11 protein-coding genes are annotated in these 19,762 nt (G+C 47.4%); 8 read left to right on the forward strand and 3 right to left on the reverse strand.

Translation table 11 applies throughout. From position 1 onward, the window contains the following. Positions 1-71: 71 nt before the first annotated feature. The 8 genes from BLV62_RS12575 to BLV62_RS12610 all read left to right on the forward strand — a co-directional run bounded on the left by BLV62_RS12575 (position 72) and on the right by BLV62_RS12610 (position 14,996). The gene (locus tag BLV62_RS12575) at positions 72-1,514 is read left to right on the forward strand and encodes an O-antigen ligase family protein (protein ID WP_089762118.1); all 1,443 of its coding nucleotides are present in this window, start codon (positions 72-74) and stop codon (positions 1,512-1,514) included. Then, complete coding sequence (locus BLV62_RS12580; protein WP_089762120.1) at positions 1,511-2,230, forward strand: TolC family protein; 720 nt, start codon at positions 1,511-1,513, stop codon at positions 2,228-2,230. The genes BLV62_RS12575 and BLV62_RS12580 overlap by 4 nt, the downstream gene beginning before the upstream one ends. A 26-nt stretch (positions 2,231-2,256) precedes the next feature. Continuing rightward, positions 2,257-3,057 (forward strand): carboxylesterase family protein, encoded by an 801-nt coding sequence (locus BLV62_RS12585; protein WP_089762122.1) that lies wholly within the window; start codon positions 2,257-2,259, stop codon positions 3,055-3,057. Between the two features lie 26 nt (positions 3,058-3,083). Beyond that, complete coding sequence (locus BLV62_RS12590; RefSeq protein ID WP_089762124.1) at positions 3,084-3,659, forward strand: gluconate 2-dehydrogenase subunit 3 family protein; 576 nt, start codon at positions 3,084-3,086, stop codon at positions 3,657-3,659. A 9-nt stretch (positions 3,660-3,668) separates the two neighbouring features. Beyond that, positions 3,669-4,841, forward strand: a complete 1,173-nt coding sequence (locus BLV62_RS12595; RefSeq protein WP_089762125.1) for a glycosyltransferase family 2 protein — start codon at positions 3,669-3,671, stop codon at positions 4,839-4,841. A gap of 12 nt (positions 4,842-4,853) precedes the next feature. Beyond that, entirely contained in the window at positions 4,854-6,005 is a 1,152-nt protein-coding gene (locus BLV62_RS12600) for an acyltransferase family protein (RefSeq protein WP_089762127.1), read from the forward strand. A gap of 376 nt (positions 6,006-6,381) precedes the next feature. After that, positions 6,382-13,161 carry a fibronectin type III domain-containing protein gene (locus tag BLV62_RS12605; RefSeq protein WP_089762128.1) on the forward strand — a complete coding sequence of 2,260 codons (6,780 nt, stop codon included), beginning with the start codon at positions 6,382-6,384 and terminating at the stop codon, positions 13,159-13,161. A gap of 134 nt (positions 13,162-13,295) precedes the next feature. Next, positions 13,296-14,996 (forward strand): GMC oxidoreductase, encoded by a 1,701-nt coding sequence (locus tag BLV62_RS12610; protein WP_089762130.1) that lies wholly within the window; start codon positions 13,296-13,298, stop codon positions 14,994-14,996. Between the two features lie 194 nt (positions 14,997-15,190). Here the strand turns inward: BLV62_RS12610 and BLV62_RS12615 are convergent, their stop codons facing one another. From BLV62_RS12615 to BLV62_RS12630, 3 genes are all read right to left on the reverse strand, one after another. Beyond that, positions 15,191-16,609 carry a right-handed parallel beta-helix repeat-containing protein gene (locus BLV62_RS12615; protein ID WP_089762132.1) on the reverse strand — a complete coding sequence of 473 codons (1,419 nt, stop codon included), beginning with the start codon at positions 16,607-16,609 and terminating at the stop codon, positions 15,191-15,193. A 473-nt stretch (positions 16,610-17,082) separates the two neighbouring features. Continuing rightward, a complete protein-coding gene (gene metK / locus BLV62_RS12625; RefSeq protein WP_089762135.1) occupies positions 17,083-18,339 on the reverse strand; it encodes a methionine adenosyltransferase in 1,257 nt (418 codons plus the stop codon). Positions 18,340-18,362: 23 nt separating this feature from the next. Continuing rightward, entirely contained in the window at positions 18,363-19,724 is a 1,362-nt protein-coding gene (locus BLV62_RS12630) for a DUF4270 family protein (RefSeq protein ID WP_089762136.1), read from the reverse strand. Between the last annotated feature and the right edge of the window lie 38 nt (positions 19,725-19,762).

The following is a 19,762-nucleotide window of genomic DNA, read 5'->3' on the forward strand; positions in this document are numbered from 1 at the left end:
TTATCCTGTTTGCCGGCGTCATCATCCTGTTGTTATTGATAAAAACTGTTTTCTTTTAATATTCATTCGTCATGCCAGCGTTTAAAAAGACTTTGTCGCGTGTGTTGTTTTATATACTGTGGTTCCTGTCGGTTCCGGCGGTTGCCTACCTGGCATCACAGGATCTGAAATTGGGGATAGCGCTTGTTGCGGGGATCATGGGATTGGCGCTTTGCCTGGTCTGCGTGGTTAATTACAAACTGGGTTACTATGTAGTTGTAACCATCGGGTTAACGGTGCCTGTACTGGAAAAGCTGTCGGGCAACGAGCAAAACGTGGGTGTGATTATAGATGGATTGCTGCTGTGCACTTTGCTGGGATGCTTTATCAGGCGGGGCGATCCTACTATCAAGAAGGTACAGGTGCTTAAGGATCCGTTGCTGATGTCGCTGATCCTGTATCTGCTGGTACAGGTAATGGGTATTGCCAACCCTTACGGTCACAATATTGCCGCCTGGGTGGTAATGATCCGGGTATTTGTGAGGGGATTGCTGTTCCTCTACCTGGGCCTGAATGTATTCAACAACATGGAGGATATCAGGAGGTTCATCAAGTTCTGGATTGCGATAGGCACGCTTGCCGGCATCTATGCCTGTTTGCAGCAGCATTTTGGACTGATGCCTTATGAAAAGGCTTTCATTGCCAAGTTTCCTGCCAGGTTCAGCACCACGATGATACAGGCGGGGATCAGGATCTTCTCGTTCATGTCGGACGCCGCTTCCTTCGGCATTATCATGGCCTGCAACGTGATCCTGTGTACCATCCTCCTGACGACGCCTAAATACGCCATGAAGCCATCGCAGAAGTTCTGGCTGGTGTTTGCCATTGTGTTCCAGTTGCTGGGACTTGGGTATTCAGGCACCCGTACCGGCTATGTGATGGTGCCTGCGGGGCTGATGTTATTCTTCCTGGCCAATCTTCATAACAAAAACACTATTCTCATAGCAATGGCCTTCGGGTTCCTGGCACTGGTGGTCCTGTTCGGACCTTTCCACAGCAACCCGACCATAGTAAGGGTAAGAACGGCTTTCCTCGGAAAGAAAGATGAATCAGTGAATGTTCGTGACCGGAACAGGCATAAAATTCAACCATACATCTACACGCATCCTATAGGAGGAGGATTAATGACCACCGGCTATAACGGGGAAGTATTTTACCCCGGGCACGAGCTGGCGAACTTTATGACGGATAACGGTTATCTGCGCGCCATACTGGAAACGGGATGGGTAAGCATCTTCCTGCTTGCAGGCAACTTCTTCTTCCTGATACAGATCGCCATTGTTAACTACTTTAAACTCAAAAATGATCTCGACAAACTGATCATGCTGGGAATCGCAGCTTCCATGCTGGGGATGGCCCTTGCCGAATACGCACAGGATGCCAACACATTAGTTGAATCATCTCTAATGTTCTATGCCTTTATGGCAATTGTATTAAAAGCAAAATATCTCTACGTTTTAAATAATCAATCATGAAGACAATTATCACTGCTGTTTTACTTTTGTGCATCAGCTTTTCCAGCTGGGCTCAACTTCAAAGGAAAGACACCTCTGTTTTACTGAAACTGCCTGCTGATCCAAGTAACGTAGCCAGGTTTAAAGCCAAGCTGGTAGAGCTGGCCTTACAAAATCCGGCCATCACCAAATACGCTGTAAGTAAAGAAATCAACAAGTATGATAAACGAATAGTAGGCGCCCAGTGGTTAAACCACTTCTCTGCTGCGGGTAACCTGAATGAGTTTACCATCAAAGGAAACTCCAACACGAACAACGTCTTCTACCCTCGTTATAACTTCGGGGTATTATTGCCGATCGGCAACCTGCTCAAGATCCCTAACGAAACCAAACGCGTAAAAGCAGAAGGCCGTTTGCTGGATAAAGAGAGAGAATCGGAAGTACTGGCCATTAAATCCAAAGTACTCAACCTCTACGAAGACTACGCTGCCAACAAACAATTATACGAGCTGCATGCCCCATTGCTGGAAGATGCATTGCTGCATTTCAGCCAGGTAGAAGAAAAATTCCGCAATAACCAGGACGGCGTTTCGCTGGAACAGTACAAAGAAGCCTATCGCTCCTATAACGGTGAAATGGTTAAGAAGATCGAGCTGGAAAAATTATTACGCAAATCTAAATTAGACCTGGAAGAAGTAGTAGGTATGTCCCTCGAAGAGGTGATGCTGAAGTTATAATTACCGGGCGATCAGAAAACGAAAATATGTATAGGAAAATATACGCGCTGTTGGCTTTCCTGTTGGCGGCTGTAATGGCAAAAGGGCAATATACCCCGATGCAAAGAATAGATGTCAGGATAAATGTCTGGCAAACCAGGCAGGCACTTATATATGTGCCGGAAGATGTAAAGCCCGGCCAGACATACCCTCTCCTGGTCTGCTTCCACGGGAGAAGTATTGCAGGAAACGATCCTTCCAAAATATTCAGGGAAGGCGTTACAAGGCAACTGAAAGAAGGAAAGAAAATAGAAGCAGTAAATAAAAAGGACGGCAAAAAATACCAGTTCATTGTACTGGCGCCACTGGCCGAAAGCTGGTCGTTTGCCCCGCAGGATGTCAGCCGCATGCTGGACGATGTGATAGGAAAATATCCTATCGACACCAGCCGGATGTACCTGACCGGTTACAGCGCCGGCGGATGGTCTGTTGAATCAGCCAAGACACAGAACAAAGAACTCTCTAACCGCATTGCAGGTTGCGTTACCATGTCGGCAGCCCGGGTAGAACCGGATCACCTGAAGCGTTACAACCTGGTTGCCAACGCAGGTATCCATACCTGGTATTTTGCAGGCGATAAGGACGACTACTTCCTGAACAATGCCAAAGAGGCTATAGACAGCACCAACAGGTATAAACCAGGACTTACCAAACTTACCGTGTACCCTGGCGCACATTGTTGCTGGCATATGTTCTATAATCCGAAGTACCGTGAAAACGGTATGAATATCTATGAATGGCTGTTGCAATTCCAGAGTTACAACGCTACGAGGAAGAACAGGAAGTAGTGGCAGCATAAAAACAGAAGTTTATTATGAACAGAAGAAAGGCCATAGCCGGAATCCTGCTGCTTGGCGGAGCTGCCGCAGCAGGAACGGCGGGAGTTACTTACCGCAGGCTTAGCCGCACTCCTGACCTGGGACAGTTGGACACGCACCGGGAACTGATCGCGGAACTGGCGGAAACGCTGATCCCTGAAACGGATACCCCCGGCGCCAAATCGGCCGGCGTTGGCGACTGTATCATTACTTTGGTAAAAGATTGTACTCCCAAAAAAGCGCAGAACCGGTTCATCAATGGCCTGCTTGATGTAGCAGATCATTGCCGGTCGAAATACGGCAAAACGTTCATGGAATGCAATGCCAGTCAGCGTAGTGAAGTTATGACCCATATAGAAAAACAGGGTAAGCCCCTGCCGGGGATACTCGGGAAAGTGTCGGGAAAGATAATGGGTGATGACTTCTATGCCACCTTTAAGAAGTATGCCATCATCGGGTATTGTACCTCGCAACAGGGCGCTACCAAAGAAATGGCATATGAATATATACCCGGTCGCTTTAAAGGTTGCGTACCCCTGCAGCCGGGGCAAAAATGCTGGGCCACTGACTAATACCTGATCATGTTACTACTATTATACACTATTTTTTTTGCCAGCCTGTTCATCGTTAGTTATAACTATGCGGGGTATGGCATATTACTATACCTCCTGGTAGCGGTAAAACGGCTCTTTAACAAAAAACAGCCCCTGGTAGCGCCTATTGAGCCGACCGTCAGCCTGGTGATCGCTGCTTACAACGAAGCAGGATTTATAGAACAGAAGATCCTGAACACCCTGGAGCTGGATTACCCGGCGGAGAAGCTGGAGATCATTTTTGTAACCGACGGATCTTCAGACGGCACCCCGGAAATCATTTCCCGGTACCCGCAGGTAAAGTTGCTGCACCAGCCGGGCAGGCATGGAAAAACAGCGGCTATCAACCGAGCCATGAAACAGGTGAACAGCGAAATCGTCGTGTTTTGCGATGCCAATACCCTGCTCAATAAAGAAGCGATCAGAAATATTGTTAAACATTATGCAGATGAAAATACCGGCGGCGTAGCCGGAGAGAAAAAAGTAATTGGCAAAGCCGGCGAAGCTGCATCCACGGAAGGAGTATACTGGAAATACGAATCATTGCTGAAGCGTATGGACGCATCTCTTTACACCGTTGTGGGCGCCGCAGGAGAACTGTTCTCCGTACGTACGGCGCTTTACCAGCCGGTGGAGGAATCGGTGGTCCTGGACGATTTTGTTATTTCCCTCAGGGTGAATATGGCCGGTTACCGGGTAGCTTATGCTCCCGACGCCTATGCAATGGAAGCGCCCTCCTTCTCGATCACGGAAGAGCATAAACGAAAAGTGCGGATATGCGCCGGCGGTTTCCAGGCAATGGGAATACTGTTGCCACTGCTGAATATTTTCAGGTACCCCGTAGTGAGTTTCCTTTATATTTCTCACCGGGTGCTGAGATGGACATTGAGCCCCCTCTCCCTGGCGCTTTTGCTGCTGAGCAACCTGCTCATCGTGCTTAACGGAGGCGCCGTATTTTACCAGCTTTTCCTTGCCGCTCAACTGGCAGCTTATGCTGCTGCATTTGCCGGATACAGGCAGGCAAAAAGGGAGCGCCGTTCCAAATGGCTTTTTATTCCTTTTTACTTTGTATTCATGAATATATCTGTATACGAAGGATTTATCCGTTTTATTGGCGGGAAACAAAGCGCCGCCTGGGAAAAAGCCCGCAGGGCTGCTTAAATAGCATCACTTATGCAACAGAACAACAGAATATACGGCCTGGATGCGTTAAGAGCAATTGCCATGTTACTGGGAATCGTACTGCATGCATCTATTGCCTATAAGGTCTACCCCAACCCTACCTGGCCGTCAGACAACCAGTATCATTCCTGGTTCTTCGACGGGTTGTACCTGTTCATCCACTCGTTCAGGATGCAGTTGTTTTACCTGGTAGCGGGCTTCTTTGCCTGCCTGTTGTATAAGAAAATAGGAGAAAGCGCATTTATTAGGCACCGGTTGAAACGTATTGTAATTCCGTTTGCCGGCAGCCTGATCTTTATTTTACCTCTTACCATTGCGCCATTTTTATATTACAAGTACTTTATTGCAGACCAGTTGCCGGTGCAGGAAGCCAAGCATCTGTTTTACAGGCAGCTGTTCAGGTGGAATGGCATGGCTCATTTATGGTTCCTTTATTACCTGGTGATTTTTTACGGAGTAATGCTGGCAGTATTACGAATTAAGCCGCTTCAGCGTTTCAGGTTAAAACTCAATCCCGGTTCTTTTTTGCAGGTGCTGGGGCTCGGAATTGTTTTGGCATTTATCCAGGTTATCTTCTTCCGGGAGTCTGTTGTTGAGGTATCGACGGGTATATTACCCAAGGTGTCGCACCTCCTTTATTATGGTTTCTTTTTTATTGTAGGTTATCACCTGCATCACAACCAGTCAGCATTTCTCCAACTGGCCAGGCATACCTGGCTTTACCTTCTGCCGGGTATTATATTCACGGGGGGTATGTTCTATATTTTAGCTAACGATACGCCGGAAGGGCAACTGTCGACCACCATACCTGCCAAACTGCTTGCTGCAATGCAAACAATTTTCCTTGTGTTTGGCGCTATCGGTTTTTTCCTTCGTTACCTGAACAGCGAGCGCCCATACCTGAAATATATCGCCGATGCATCGTACTGGCTTTACCTGGTGCACCTTTCGCTGGTTGCCAGCCTGCAGATCCTTTTCCGTTACACAAACGTACCCGGCGCTATGCGTTTCGGCCTGGTATTACTGATCACCAGCCTGATCGCTTTGGCAACATATCAATGGTTTATCAGGTATAGTTTCATTGGTGATATCCTGCATGGTCCACGTAAAAAAACTGTTGCCCCGGAAGCGGTTGAAGCGTAACGGCAGCGGTTATATTAAAAAATAAATCATCTTAATAATTATCATCATTTATCTGCAAACTTTAGTTTTTTAACGGTTATTCGACTAAAGCCGCCTTTAATCAACTAATTCCTGCATTTCACCAAATAGTGAAAAAAAGATTGAAATTAGTGCTGTATCTTGCAGCGACAAGCATCTTCAAAAGATTGCAAATCGAATACTGCCAATATTTTTTTCCATTCCTATCTAAGACCGTCCACGGTCGCATATCCTGATCCAGGATTGCCCCCGCTTAAAAATTTTTGTTACACCTGCTGATATACTTGTGATATAAGTGTTTTGTCGCGTCCTGTCCTTTTCAGCAGTCATGAATTTGTTTTGAGTCAATACTTCATATATGAGAAAACTTTACCTACTACTCTTTTTCATTTTCGGACTGGGTATGCACGTTGCTTTCGGGCAAACAGGCGTATTGGATCCGAATGACTCGGTGGTAACCTACAATCCCGCCGCTCCACCCACCGAACCTGCCTGGGGCAGTATCGGTAAATGGGTGCGTACCGCACGCGTAGGATGGGATGCTTCCTCTTATAAATGCTACATTTATAAAGGAGTTCCATTCCGCCTGAAATTCCCCAAAAATTTCAATCCCGCGAACCCGAAAAAGTACCCGTTGATCATGTTCTTTCACGGTATCGGTGAAAAAGGAACGATCTACGACAACGAGATACAACTGGTTCACGGTGGTGAAACACACAAAAACAAGGTAGACAATGGTACCTTCGATGGCTTCTTAATTTATCCTCAAAACCAATCAGGATTTTTCGGCAATCCGCAGTACGATGTACTCGCAGAGCTGATCAACAACATTCTCATCCCTCAGTTAAATATTGACCCATTCCGTATTATGGTAGAAGGCCTTTCCGGAGGCGCTACTTCCACCTGGGATTTCTCCCTGAGATATCCTAAAATGGTTGCAGGATTCACACCTATCAGTGGTTTCTATGTCGACTATATCAACAACGTAAATACTTTCAAGTACACCCCTGTATGGCTTTTCCAGGGCGAACTGGACACCAACCCCACTGCCAACAACGCCACCACATTATATAACAACGTTATTGCAGCAGGCGGTAATATGAAGTTGACCATCTATGCAGGCGAAGGCCACGGCGTTTGGAATAAAGCATGGGCAGAAGCCGACTACTTCCCGTTCATGAACCGTGCTAACAAAGCCAATCCATGGGCTGTAGGCGGAAGAACAGAATTCTGTCCCGGCGATCCGATCAACGTTACGCTGGGCCTGACCGCCGGTTTTGATGAATACCAATGGCGTAAGGACAGCGTGCTCATTTCCGGCGCTACCGGCAACACTTATGTAGCAACAACACTTGGCGTATATGATGCCAGGGTAAGAAGCGGCAGCACCTGGAGCGACTGGTCTCCTATTCCTGTTAAGATCAGGATTAAAACGCCTACTGTATCGCCAGACATTCAACTGGCCGGCCTGATGAGTAAAGTGATCCCTGCCCCTGACGGCAAGGATAGCGTAGTATTGCAGGTTCCTACCGGCTATACTTCTTATGTATGGAAGAACGCCGCAGATACAACAGTAACCTTAGGCACTAAAAATACGCTGGCTGTAAGGCAGGCAGGAAACTATATTGTTAAAGTAACCGAGTTATATGGTTGCTCCAGCAGTTATTCTGCTCCGTTCACCGTAGTTCCTTCCAATGGTCCTAACAAACCGGATGCAGCATACGGCGCGCTGGTAACAGATCAGACCAAAACAAGCCTGACCCTTAGCTGGAATAAAAATGCTTCGCAGGCCAATGCCGAAACAGGTTACGAGATCTATCGCGCTACCACAGCCGGGGGACCGTATACCTTTGCCGGTATAGTTGGAGCAGGCGTACTGACGTTTACAGACCAGGGACTGGCTTCCAATAAAAAATACTATTATGTTGTAAGAGCCGTTAACAACACAGGAGCTGCGGCTGTCAGCAATGAAGCCAATGGCACTACCCTGTTCGATAACGTACCTCCTACCCCTCCGGGCAATCTTACAGTTACCACTGTTACCCGTTCTTCTATCGGTATTTCCTGGACTGCATCTACAGATGATGTAGGTATTGATAAATACGACATCTACATCAATGGACAGAAATCCTATACTGTAGACTCAAGCCAGACAACCTTTACCGCTTACGGTCTTACCAACAGGCAGATCTACACCTTTAAAGTGGTGGCCCGCGATAAATCCGGCAACCTGTCTACCCCTAGCAACCAGGTTTCTTCGCCTGCCATTTCTAAAGGGCTGACGTATAAATATTACAGCGGCACTTTCAGTACGCTGCCTAACTTCAGCACCTTAACACCTGTTAAAACGGGCGTATCGGCCACTCCTGACCTGAGCGTAAGATTATCTGATATTAACTATGCTATACAATGGCAGGGTTATATCAGGATACCTGCATCCGGTACTTATAAATTCGAGACCTATTCAGACGACGGCAGCAGGCTGTATCTGAATAACAGCGCTACTCCGCTGGTTGATAACGATGGTTTACACGGCGGCACTTATAAAGCGGGTACTATTACCCTTGCAGCCGGAGTGTATCCTATCACTATCGCCTACTTCCAGCAAGGTGGCGGAGCTGATATGAAAGTGTACTGGCAGAGTACAGCCATGAACGTTACCAGCCGCCAGGAAATCCCGGCCAGCGCGTATGCCGACACCATTACGCTGGGTCCTGTTCCTGCCGCTGCTACTAATGTAAAAGCCACTGCATTATCGTACAATAAGATCCAGGTTACCTGGAACGATAACAGCAACAATGAAACAGGCTTTGAAATTTACCGCGCAACATCATTGGCAGGTCCGTATACTATTGTTACTACTGCACCGGCTAACGCCACTTCATATACCGACAGCAGCTTAACGCCGCAGACTACCTATTACTACCAGGTTAAAGCGCTGAATAAAAATGGTACCGCAGGAGCTTCGCTCAGCGACATCAGCGGGTTGCAGTATGAATATTATGAGGCAAACTCTTACTCTAACCTGCCAGACTTCAATAGCCTGACGCCGAAGAAAACCGGCATGGTGCCAAACGTAACACTGGCGGTAAGAGACAGGGATGTGAACTATGCGTTACGCTTCTCTGGTTACATCAATATCCCGGTATCCGGACAATATACCTTCTATACGTCTTCCGACGATGGCAGTAAATTGTATATAGATGGATTTGATGAAGGACACCGCGTGGTGAACAACGACTACCTGCAGGGTACTACTGAACGCAGCGGAGTAGTTACGTTGTCTGCAGGCCGTCATGCCTTCTACACAACCTACTTCCAGTCAGGCGGCGGAGCAGCATTCACCATTTCATACAAACGCGGTAATGGCGCTAAAACAGCGATCCCTGATTCCGTGTTCGTAAATAATAATATCCGCGCAACGACCCTGGCATTACCTTCGGCTCCGACTGCGCCAAGCAACCTGACAGGAACATCTACAGCCTCCGGCATCGTTGACCTGAAATGGAACGACAATTCCAACAACGAAACAGGATTTGACATCTATCGTTCTGTTGGCAATAATGTTACTTATCTCCTGCTTACTACCAAAGCATCCAGCGATAGCAGCAAAGCAGTGTTCAGAGATACGGCATTGCTGGCAAATACCCTGTATTACTATAAAGTAAGAGCGAAGAACGATGGCGGCAACAGCGCCTTCAGTAATGAAGTGGGTGTAACTACCTACAACACGCCTCCTGTATTGCAGGCCATTTCTGACCTCGGTATGAGATATGGCACCCAGGTGGTAGTGAACCTGAAAGCCACAGATCCGGATAATGAAACCATTACCCTGAGCACTGTTGATCCATTACCTGCATTTGCAACATTGGCTAATAACGGCAATGGTACAGGTACCATCACCTTCAACCCGGGCATTGGCGACCAGGGAGTTTACACCATACAGGTGAAAGCAACCGATCAGCATAGCGGTATTGCCACCAGGAGCTTTACGTTAACGGTTAACGACAACTACCCTCCTGTGCTGAACGCAGTATCAGACCTGAGCATGTCTGCAGGCAGCAGTACGCAGATCAACCTGACGGCAACCGATCAGAATGCATCCGATGCGCTGACATGGAGCACAACAGGTCTGCCTTCCTTTGCAACCTTCAGCAACACCAATGGCAATGCACAGATCCAGCTGGCGCCAGGCTTTGGAGATGCGGGCGTTTACCCGGTTACAGTAACGGTAAGCGACGGTAAAAGCGGTATCGACAGTAAAACATTTACTATTACTGTTAAGACCACTAACCCAAGCAAGGTGGTATACATCAACTTTAACGATGGCAGCAGCATTCCGGGCGGTTACTGGAACAGTACCAATAAACCTCCGGTACAGAACGACGTATATCCAAACCTGAAAGATTCAACAAACACCGCTACCAGCATTGGCTTCAAGGTAATTTCACCATGGCAGAATCAAAATAACGGTACCAATATTTCAGGCGCAGTTACCGGCAACAACTCCGGCGTGTATCCTGACAATGTGATCAGGACAGCATGGTGGAGCGGCGCAGGCGCCAAACAAACCCTGCAACTGCAAGGCCTGACACTGGGTGCTAACTACAAATACAATGTCACCTTCTTTGGCAGCAGAGGCGGAGTATCCGATAACCGTACTTCCGTATATACTATCAATGGTACTAGCGTTTCCCTGAACGCGGCAAATAATACAACCAATACCGTTACCATCAGTAATGTAATTCCTGATTCAACAGGTTCAGTGCTGATCGATATCATCAACGGCAGCGGTTCATCCTTCTCCTACCTGAATGCGATGGTGATCGAAGCAGCATTCGACGATCATCAGCCTCCGGTAGTGCCAAGGAATATTGCCGCCCAACTGGCTCCGGGCGCAGTAAAAGTAAGCTGGACAGATGCCGCTTATAACGAAACAGGATATGAAGTTCACCGTGCTACGGCTCCTCAGGGTCCGTTCACCCTGGTGAAGACAACTCCTGCCAACGCTACCAGCACGCTCGACAGCAATATCAGCGGCAGTACGCGTTACTACTACCTGGTAAGGTCTGTAAATTCTTACGGCGCTTCTGCATTCAGCGATACGGCTAATATCCTTACAGCGAATGTTCCGCCGGTTCTGGCAGCGATCAGCAATGTGAATATTAAAACAACCGATACAGTGAATGTTGCCATCAGCGCAACAGGCGATGTAGGTAAAACCCTTACCATCACTGCTACCGGCTTACCATCCTTTGCTAAACTGACAGACAACGGCAACGGTACCGGTACCATTACACTGACGCCTGGCAGCGGAGATGTTGGGGTTTATAACAACATCACTGTGAAGGTAACAGACAGCAACGGAGACTTTGCTACCAAAACCTTCAGCATCACAGTAAAAGACAAGAACCTTACCGCGGTGTATGTGAACTTCAATGAAACAAATGGCGTTGGCGCTCCATGGAACAGCTTTAACACGTTCCCTTATGCAGGCCGTGCAATCAGCAACCTCCTGGCAGATGATGGAACAGCCTCCGGTATGACCATTACCCTGGTAGACGCCCTTGCAGGTTCCAACACCCTGGGAGCGGTAACAGGCAACAACAGCGGCGTATATCCGGACAATGTTATGCAGACAGCCTTCTTCGAATCGGCAGTGGATGCAAAACGTATCAGGATCACCGGCCTCTCTTCTACCAAGAAATACAACCTGATATTCTTTGGCAGCCGCGCAGATGTAGCTGACAACCGTAATACTGAATACACAGTAGGTACCCAAACAGTTACCCTGAACGCTGCAAGCAATACGAAGAATACGGTTCAGCTCAACGGGCTTTCACCTGATGCGAGCGGACAGATCGAGTTCACCATCAAACGTGCAAGCGGTTCTTCCTACGCTTATATCAATGCCCTGGTGATACAGGCATACACCGACCTCGGAATTCCTAACACCCCTACTCAATTGCAGGCATTAGGAAAATCAAGGAGCACTATTGCATTGACATGGCAGGATAACGCCAGCAACGAAACCGGTTATGAAGTGTACAGGGCCGGTTCACCAAATGGTACTTATACCAAGCTGACAACCCTGCCTGCTAACAGCAACAGCTATACGGACAATGGCCTGTCAGAAAACACCGGTTATTACTATAAAGTAAGGGCTATCACCGCTACAACGGTTTCCGACTATAGTAATATCGCCAATGGTCAAACCTATGCATACTCCATGTACCTGCAATTCACCCGCGACCAACCGGCCGGCGCTCCATGGAATGCTACCAACTCCCTCCCTTATGAGGGCGACCGTTATGCAAACCTGCAAACAGACCAGGGTGACAACTCAGGACTGGCAGTAACTATCGTTAAGAATTTCGTAGGTGATAACATTTACGGAAAGGTAACAGGCAACAACTCCGGCGTGTACCCTGACCTGGTATTAAGATCCTCTTACTGGGTAGATGGATTGAACGTGGCAAGATTGAGAGTGGATGGATTGAACCAGTCGCAGGCCTATACGTTCACCTTCTTCGGCAGCCGCGATGCAGGTGGCGACAGGACATCCATTTACGAAGTGAATGGCGTGAAAGTAGCCCTGGATTGCGCTTACAATACAACTAAAACTGTACAGATAGATAATATCAGACCAGACGAAAACGGTTATGCATATATCGATATCTATTTAGGTCCTCAGTCGCAGTTTGCTTACTTAGGCGCCCTGGTGATCAGCAGCTATGGAGTTGGTACGACATCAGACGATCCTAACTCCGGTTCCAACCTGCAGCAGCTGGGTCGCAAGACTTCTACCACTGCAGCAGTTCAGCCGGCCTACACCAGCAAACCTGAATTGACAACAAACAACGAGGAACTTGAAATACAGGTAAAAGCGTATCCGAATCCGTTTGAGACATTTGTAAATCTCTCCATGGACCGTACACCGCATGCCGGCGTGATGACAGCTAAACTGTTCGACAGCAAAGGCAGCCTGGTATATGCAAAAGTGTTGAGCAATGCAGGCGGCGGAGCGTACAATGAGCGTCTCGACTTTGGCAACAAAGCACAGGCGCCTGGCTTGTACCTGCTCCAGATCACAGCCGATAATAAAGTTGTGAAAACGCTTAAGCTGATCAAATACTAATTAAGTTCATTATTTTACTATCACCACCATAAAAGTCCGGTTCCCGTAACCGGATTTTTATGGTGGTTTTTGATAACAGAAATTTACAATTCAACATTTTCTATTATTTGTTTAACTCGTAGATCAAAGAAAAAGTGGCGTATTTAAACACTAAAGCAACAAGCCAGCAAACTTTTGATGCCATCGTGGTAGGTTCCGGGATCAGCGGAGGATGGGCGGCAAAAGAGCTGTGCGAAAAAGGGCTTAAAACACTGTTACTGGAAAGAGGCCGGAATGTGGAGCATGTGAAGGATTATACTACCGCCATGATGCATCCCTGGGAATTCCCTCACCGGCTTAACCTGACGGAGAAAGACAGGGCCGAAGACCCTATCCAGAGCCAGGGATACGACGAGAGTAATAAACACTTCTTTGTCAGGGATCATGAACATCCCTACATCCAGGAAAAGCCATTCAGCTGGATAAGGGGCTACCAGGTAGGCGGACGTTCGCTGACCTGGGGAAGGCAATGCTACCGGTTAAGCGACCTTGATTTTGAAGCGAATGCAAAAGACGGGAAAGGTGTTGACTGGCCTATCAGGTATAAAGACATTGCGCCCTGGTACGACTACGTGGAATCTTTTGTAGGGATCAGCGGCCAGGCCGAAGGGCTTCCTCAATTGCCCGACGGACAATTCCTTCCTCCCATGGAGCTGAACTGCCTGGAACAACAGGTAAGGGAACAATTGAAAAAACTGTATCCTGACAGGCTTCTGACCATTGCACGCGTTGCCAATCTTTCGCAGGGCTGGAAAGGCCGTGGACCTTGCCAGTACCGCAACCTGTGTCACAGGGGTTGCCCGTTCGGCGGCTATTTCAGCACCAATGCAGCCACGCTGCCGGTAGCCATGGAAACGGGGAACCTTACCCTGCGCCCGTTCAGTATTGTAACAGAGGTACTATACGACAAGGATACACGAAAAGCAAAGGGCGTCAGGATCATTGATACTGAAACCCTGGAAACAACAGAATACTATGCCAGGATCATTTTCCTGAATGCCAGCACTATAGGCACTGCCTCTATATTGCTCAAATCAGTGTCGGACGCTTTCCCTAACGGGCTTGGCAACAACAACGACCTGGTTGGCCGCAACCTGATGGATCATCATATCAAAGCAGGCGCTTATGGCGTTTACCGGGGGCTAAACGACCAGTATTATGCAGGACGGCGGCCGGCAGGATTTTATATTCCCCGCTTCCGTAACATCAATGAGGCTACCCGGAGAAGCGATTTTGTCAGAGGTTACGGATTCCAGGGGCATGGAGAAAGAGAGGCCTGGATAGATAATTTCAGATTGCCGGGTCATGGCACCGACTTCAAAAAAGAATTAACGAAACCTAACAGGTGGACGATGTGGCTTGGCGGCTGGGGCGAGATCCTTCCCTATGCCGATAACCGGGTAACATTAGATAAAACAGCCAAAGACAAATGGGGGCAACCGCTTGTCCGTATCCATTTCGAGATCGGCGAGAATGAAATTGCGATGAGAAAGGATATGAAGGAAAGCGCTGCTGAAATGCTCGAAAGATGCGGTTTTACAGAGATCGATGCTTTCAACTTCAAATACGTTGGCGGAGAATGTATCCATGAAATGGGAACTGCCTGCATGGGCCACGATCCGAAAACTTCCGTATTGAATAAATGGAACCAGGTGCATGAAGCCCAGAACGTGTTTATCACGGATGGCAGCTGCATGACATCATCCGGCTGCCAGAATCCTTCCCTTACCTACATGGCTTTAACGGCGAGAGCCTGCGATCACGCGGTGGCGCTGTTGAAAAACGGCGAATTGTGATTTCACGCAGCGGGGTTTCACGCAGAGAGGCATAAGGAGCAAAGAAGCATAAGATTTTTTTGACCAGAGCGAATATTAAGAAAGCAAAGAAGTAAGATTACAATACAATCTTCTTCTTTGCTTTCTTATTTTCCTTAAAAAAATCTTATGCTTCTTTGCTCCTTATGCCTCTCTGCGTGAACCCCCCGCGTGAACTATTTACGGTAGCCGGTGACGCCCAGCGGGGAGTCGCCCAGTGGGAGGAAGAAGTTGGCTACGTCCACTTTTGCGGCGTCGACGGTGGCGATGCGGGCGTTTGCTTTATCGCCGGCGCCTTCCAGGGCCTGCGCACCGTTCTCGGTGTATACGTATGCGTTAGCCGCCAGGCTGCCGCCGCTCATACGGGGTTGGATAAACGCGTTATCATTTACGATGATAGCCGCTTTCATTCCCTTTTCACCATTCAGGCGGAGCGATACTCCCCCGGTTTGTGCGATGGTGTTATTGGTGAAGGTAACAGCAGGATTATCGGTGCCCCGGAGGTTTACGCCATCGTTGCCGCCTACGCTGTTGTTTACAAAGAGGTTGTTATGGAACACGTGTTTAGCACCGTTCTCACCTGATCCGAAGAACTGCAGCAACTCGCCCCACCCGTCGTGAACATAGTTGTCGTGCACGTAGGTGTTGGTTGTTCTGCCGCCTATCAGGATACCGCCGTTGTGGGAGGAGTTGTGTTTGATCCCCCAGTTGGTGACAGTATTGTTGTATACTTCCAGGTTGTTGATGGCAGCTGTTTGAATGCCATCGGCGCCGCCGTTGCTAACCTTGTTATTGAAGATCTTTACGTTGTTCCATTTTATCGGCTGTACATATTGGTTACCTGGCGTAAAGCCTGATGGGTCGCCATAGTAAGAGTTGTTCGTGTTAACGTCGAGGTTCCAGTAAGTGGCGGTATGGCCGATATACATGGCCTCGTTGTCGGTACCGCTGATCACTACGCCGTGGATAGAGAGGTTCTGCATGGTAGAATTAGGATACCAGGTGCTGGGATCAGATTTTACCGGGTCGGTTTTCGCCCAGATGCCTGTACCTCCGTTCCTGATGGTAAGGTTGCGCACTTCAATATTATCAGATCCTTTGCTGATCACGAGGTTGAAATAAGAACCGCGGTTGCCTTTTACTGATCCGTCTATAATAAAATCGCTGGCCGATTTATCACCCCCTATCATAATATAATGGCAGGTCACGAGACTGATACCTTCAGCCCATGAACCTCCGTCCCAGTTGGGGTTTCCGATGGTAGTTACTGAACCCGGAACATTCCTGATGATAATAGGGCTGCTTACTGATCCGTTTAATTTGCTGATATAAATAGCTGAAAACTTGCCTTTCAGGTTGAGTACATCACCGCCTTTATAAGGAACTTTGGCTCCATCTATGACCAGTCTTCCGTCTGCATCCGGCAGCAGCGTGTATTCTTTTCCTTTAACAGGCGTTGGAGCATCAACCTTCGTTGAGTCGTTGTTTTTAGGAATAGTAAACTCCGAATTATTCTTCTTACAGCTTCCAAAGGTTAGTACTACAAGAAATGCGAGTATAAACATAAAGCGTTGTGCAGCGATATTACACGTCATTGGCTTTTCGAAATTATGGTTAAAAATATTTGTTGCATCGGGCAACTTGAGATATGGTTCCTGTATTTGCAGATAACAATGAGCAGAAAACTGTCTCCGGAAACAATTCACGCTTTATTATTTCTGCCGGCGAATATCAGGATAATTTTGAAAAAAAACACCGATTTAACGGGCATTATAAGACAAATATTATCCATGCGTTAGCGGCTGAAACAGGTTATATTGTAAAGCTGAAAAACGTGAAATGCGTATACGGATCCTGAATAAAGCAATCAGGCTGATGAATCTGTTATCCAGGCTGAAATACAAGCCAGTCGCCCATATTACTTATAATTATACTATATTGAATTATATAATATATAAGTAATTTCAAAAATATTTTTAAAAAAATCCGAAAAACATGGTTTCGAAAACAAACAGCCGTCTCTATTGAGTTGAGACGGCTGTTTCAATAAGTATGTTGAATCGATCAATTATAAGTTGAAAGCTGCTTTCACTTTATCAACATAGTCCAGTTTTTCCCAGGTAAACAACTCTACTTCTACTTTCTTTTCGTTCTTCTTGCCTTTGTTGAATACTTTGGTCACAACCTGCGGTTCACGACCCATATGGCCATAAGCAGCAGTTTCGCTGTAGATAGGATTGCGCAGTTTCAGTCGTTGTTCGATAGCGTAAGGACGCAGATCGAAGATCTCATCTATTTTCTTAGCGATTTCACCATCAGTGAGGTTTACTTTGCTGGTACCGTAGGTGTTTACATAGATACCGCAAGGTTTGGCAACGCCGATAGCGTAGGAAACCTGTACCAGTACTTCGTCGCAAACTCCTGCTGCCACCAGGTTCTTGGCAATATGACGGGTAGCATAAGCAGCAGAACGGTCTACTTTGGAAGGATCTTTACCAGAGAATGCGCCACCACCGTGAGCGCCTTTACCGCCGTAGGTATCTACGATGATCTTGCGGCCAGTAAGACCGGTATCGCCATGTGGTCCGCCGATCACGAATTTGCCGGTAGGATTGATATGGTGATTGATCTGGTAACCGTCGAACAGTTGCTGCAACTCAGGTTTCAGTTTAGCTTTAACCCGCGGAATGAGGATATTGATCATATCTTCCTTGATCTTGGCGAGCATTTTCTCGTCAGTGTCAAAGTCATCGTGCTGGGTAGAGATAACGATGGTATCAATCCTCAAAGGTTTGTTATCATCGGAATATTCGATCGTCACCTGAGATTTAGCGTCAGGGCGGAGATATTTGATTTCGTTGTTTTCTCTGCGTAATGCAGCCAGTTCGAGGAGCAGTTTATGAGCCAGATCCAATGCCAGCGGCATATAGTTGTCGGTTTCCCGGGTTGCATAACCGAACATCATACCCTGGTCGCCGGCGCCCTGGTCTTCAGGTGCAACACGTTCTACGCCCTGGTTGATATCGGGTGATTGTTCATGGATCGCGGAGAAAATACCACAGGAATTAGCTTCAAACATGTATTCACTCTTCGTATAGCCTATCTTGCGGATCACTTCCCTGGCAATTTCCTGAACGTCCAGGTATGCCTCAGACTTAACTTCACCGGCTAACACCACCTGTCCGGTTGTTACAAGGGTTTCACAAGCTACTTTAGATTTTAGATCATAAGCCAGAAAGTTATCGATCAATGCGTCTGAAATCTGATCTGCTACTTTATCGGGATGTCCTTCTGAAACGGATTCAGATGTAAATAAATATGGCATAAAAAAACCTGGATTAGTTGATTTTATGGTTTAGTATAAATTATTCTCAGTTTGATATTATACTGGGAAAGTTTGCTTCCTCCTGCTTTCACACGATTGACATCCATGTAGAGCGGAGAGTATCCTTCCAGTCTGAAACCATTGTTGGGGTCGAGTTTCTTGATGAATCTCTGAACGGTATTGGCAAGGTTGAAGGTATATTGCGATACCATCACTCCTCCAAAGTTGGTTACGACCTGGCGGGTACCTCCAAAGAAGGATGCACCTCCTGATGCATAATAGTCGATCGGGATTTTGGTGGTATCTCCGTTCGTATACTGGCGTAAAGATAAGCTAGTTGGAGGAATAAAAATATCATTTCTGTCGGCAGGTCCGTTAGTTACTTCTGTGATCACTAATTCGGCCTTATTGATCAAAACGTTCGGGAAGTTTTCCAGGTTTGGAATTTTGATGTTCGCGAACAATCCTGGTGCGGCGTTCAGGAATAATAAACTATCGCCGTTCGCATTGTTGGAGTTAATGAAACGGGCGGCCTGCGAACCATTGTAATTACGTGTGAAGTAATTGGCATGTGCGCTGGCGTACTGGTTAAACGACATGGTAGCGATCAGCGAATCGGTGGTCGAGTTCTTATAGAACACAGAAAGCTTGGTGTTCACGCTGTTCATGTCGAGATAGACCATATTGCTGTTGCTGCCCAGGAGGGTATCCGGGATGATGGCAAAGCCCTTCAGGTAAGCCCTGAAAGCCGAGTCATTCGCGAAGGCACCGGCAGTGGTCTGTTGCAGGAGTTCATTACCGAAGGCGTTACTCAGTTTGATACGCAGCTGGGCTGCCTCTTTCTTGCCGTAGATGCTGACAGAGTCGCGCAGGCTGATGGGGCTAACGGTAGCCGTACCTAAAAGTTCCGCTTTGTTATAACCAAGCACCCTATTGTAAGCGTAGTTGGAATCTATCTTAAAATCAGGTTCGTTCATCCGGTAAACCCTGAAGGTCTGCGGAGTGGCGGAATCGCCTGTATAGCCGGAATAGCTTAAAGAGAGTACAACGGAGTCCAGCACCTGCCCGGAACCTTCAAACGTAAAATTGCTGCTAGGCAAGGATACCTGCATGAATACGAATGCATGGGTTTTTCCAAACACCGGGTCAGTATTGATAGATCCCAGGATCTTCTTATAAGCATTCTGACCATTCAGGATAGACGAGTCATAACGCAGGATATTGTTGGTAACAATATCTGTTATGATGGTATCCTGGGCGTTCACCAGGTCGCCCGGCGGGATCAGGCCTCCTCCGAGGATAGTTGACTTATTACAACCAGCAGCTCCAAAAAGCAGAGTAATATAGGTAGCTAAAAAGCTAAGATTCCTGAAATTGATCTTCACGCGTTAAGTTGTTAGTGAGTATTGTTTTATAACTGCCC

Origin of the sequence: Chitinophaga terrae (ex Kim and Jung 2007), assembly GCF_900107795.1 — a bacterium.
GTDB lineage: Bacteria > Bacteroidota > Bacteroidia > Chitinophagales > Chitinophagaceae > Chitinophaga > Chitinophaga terrae.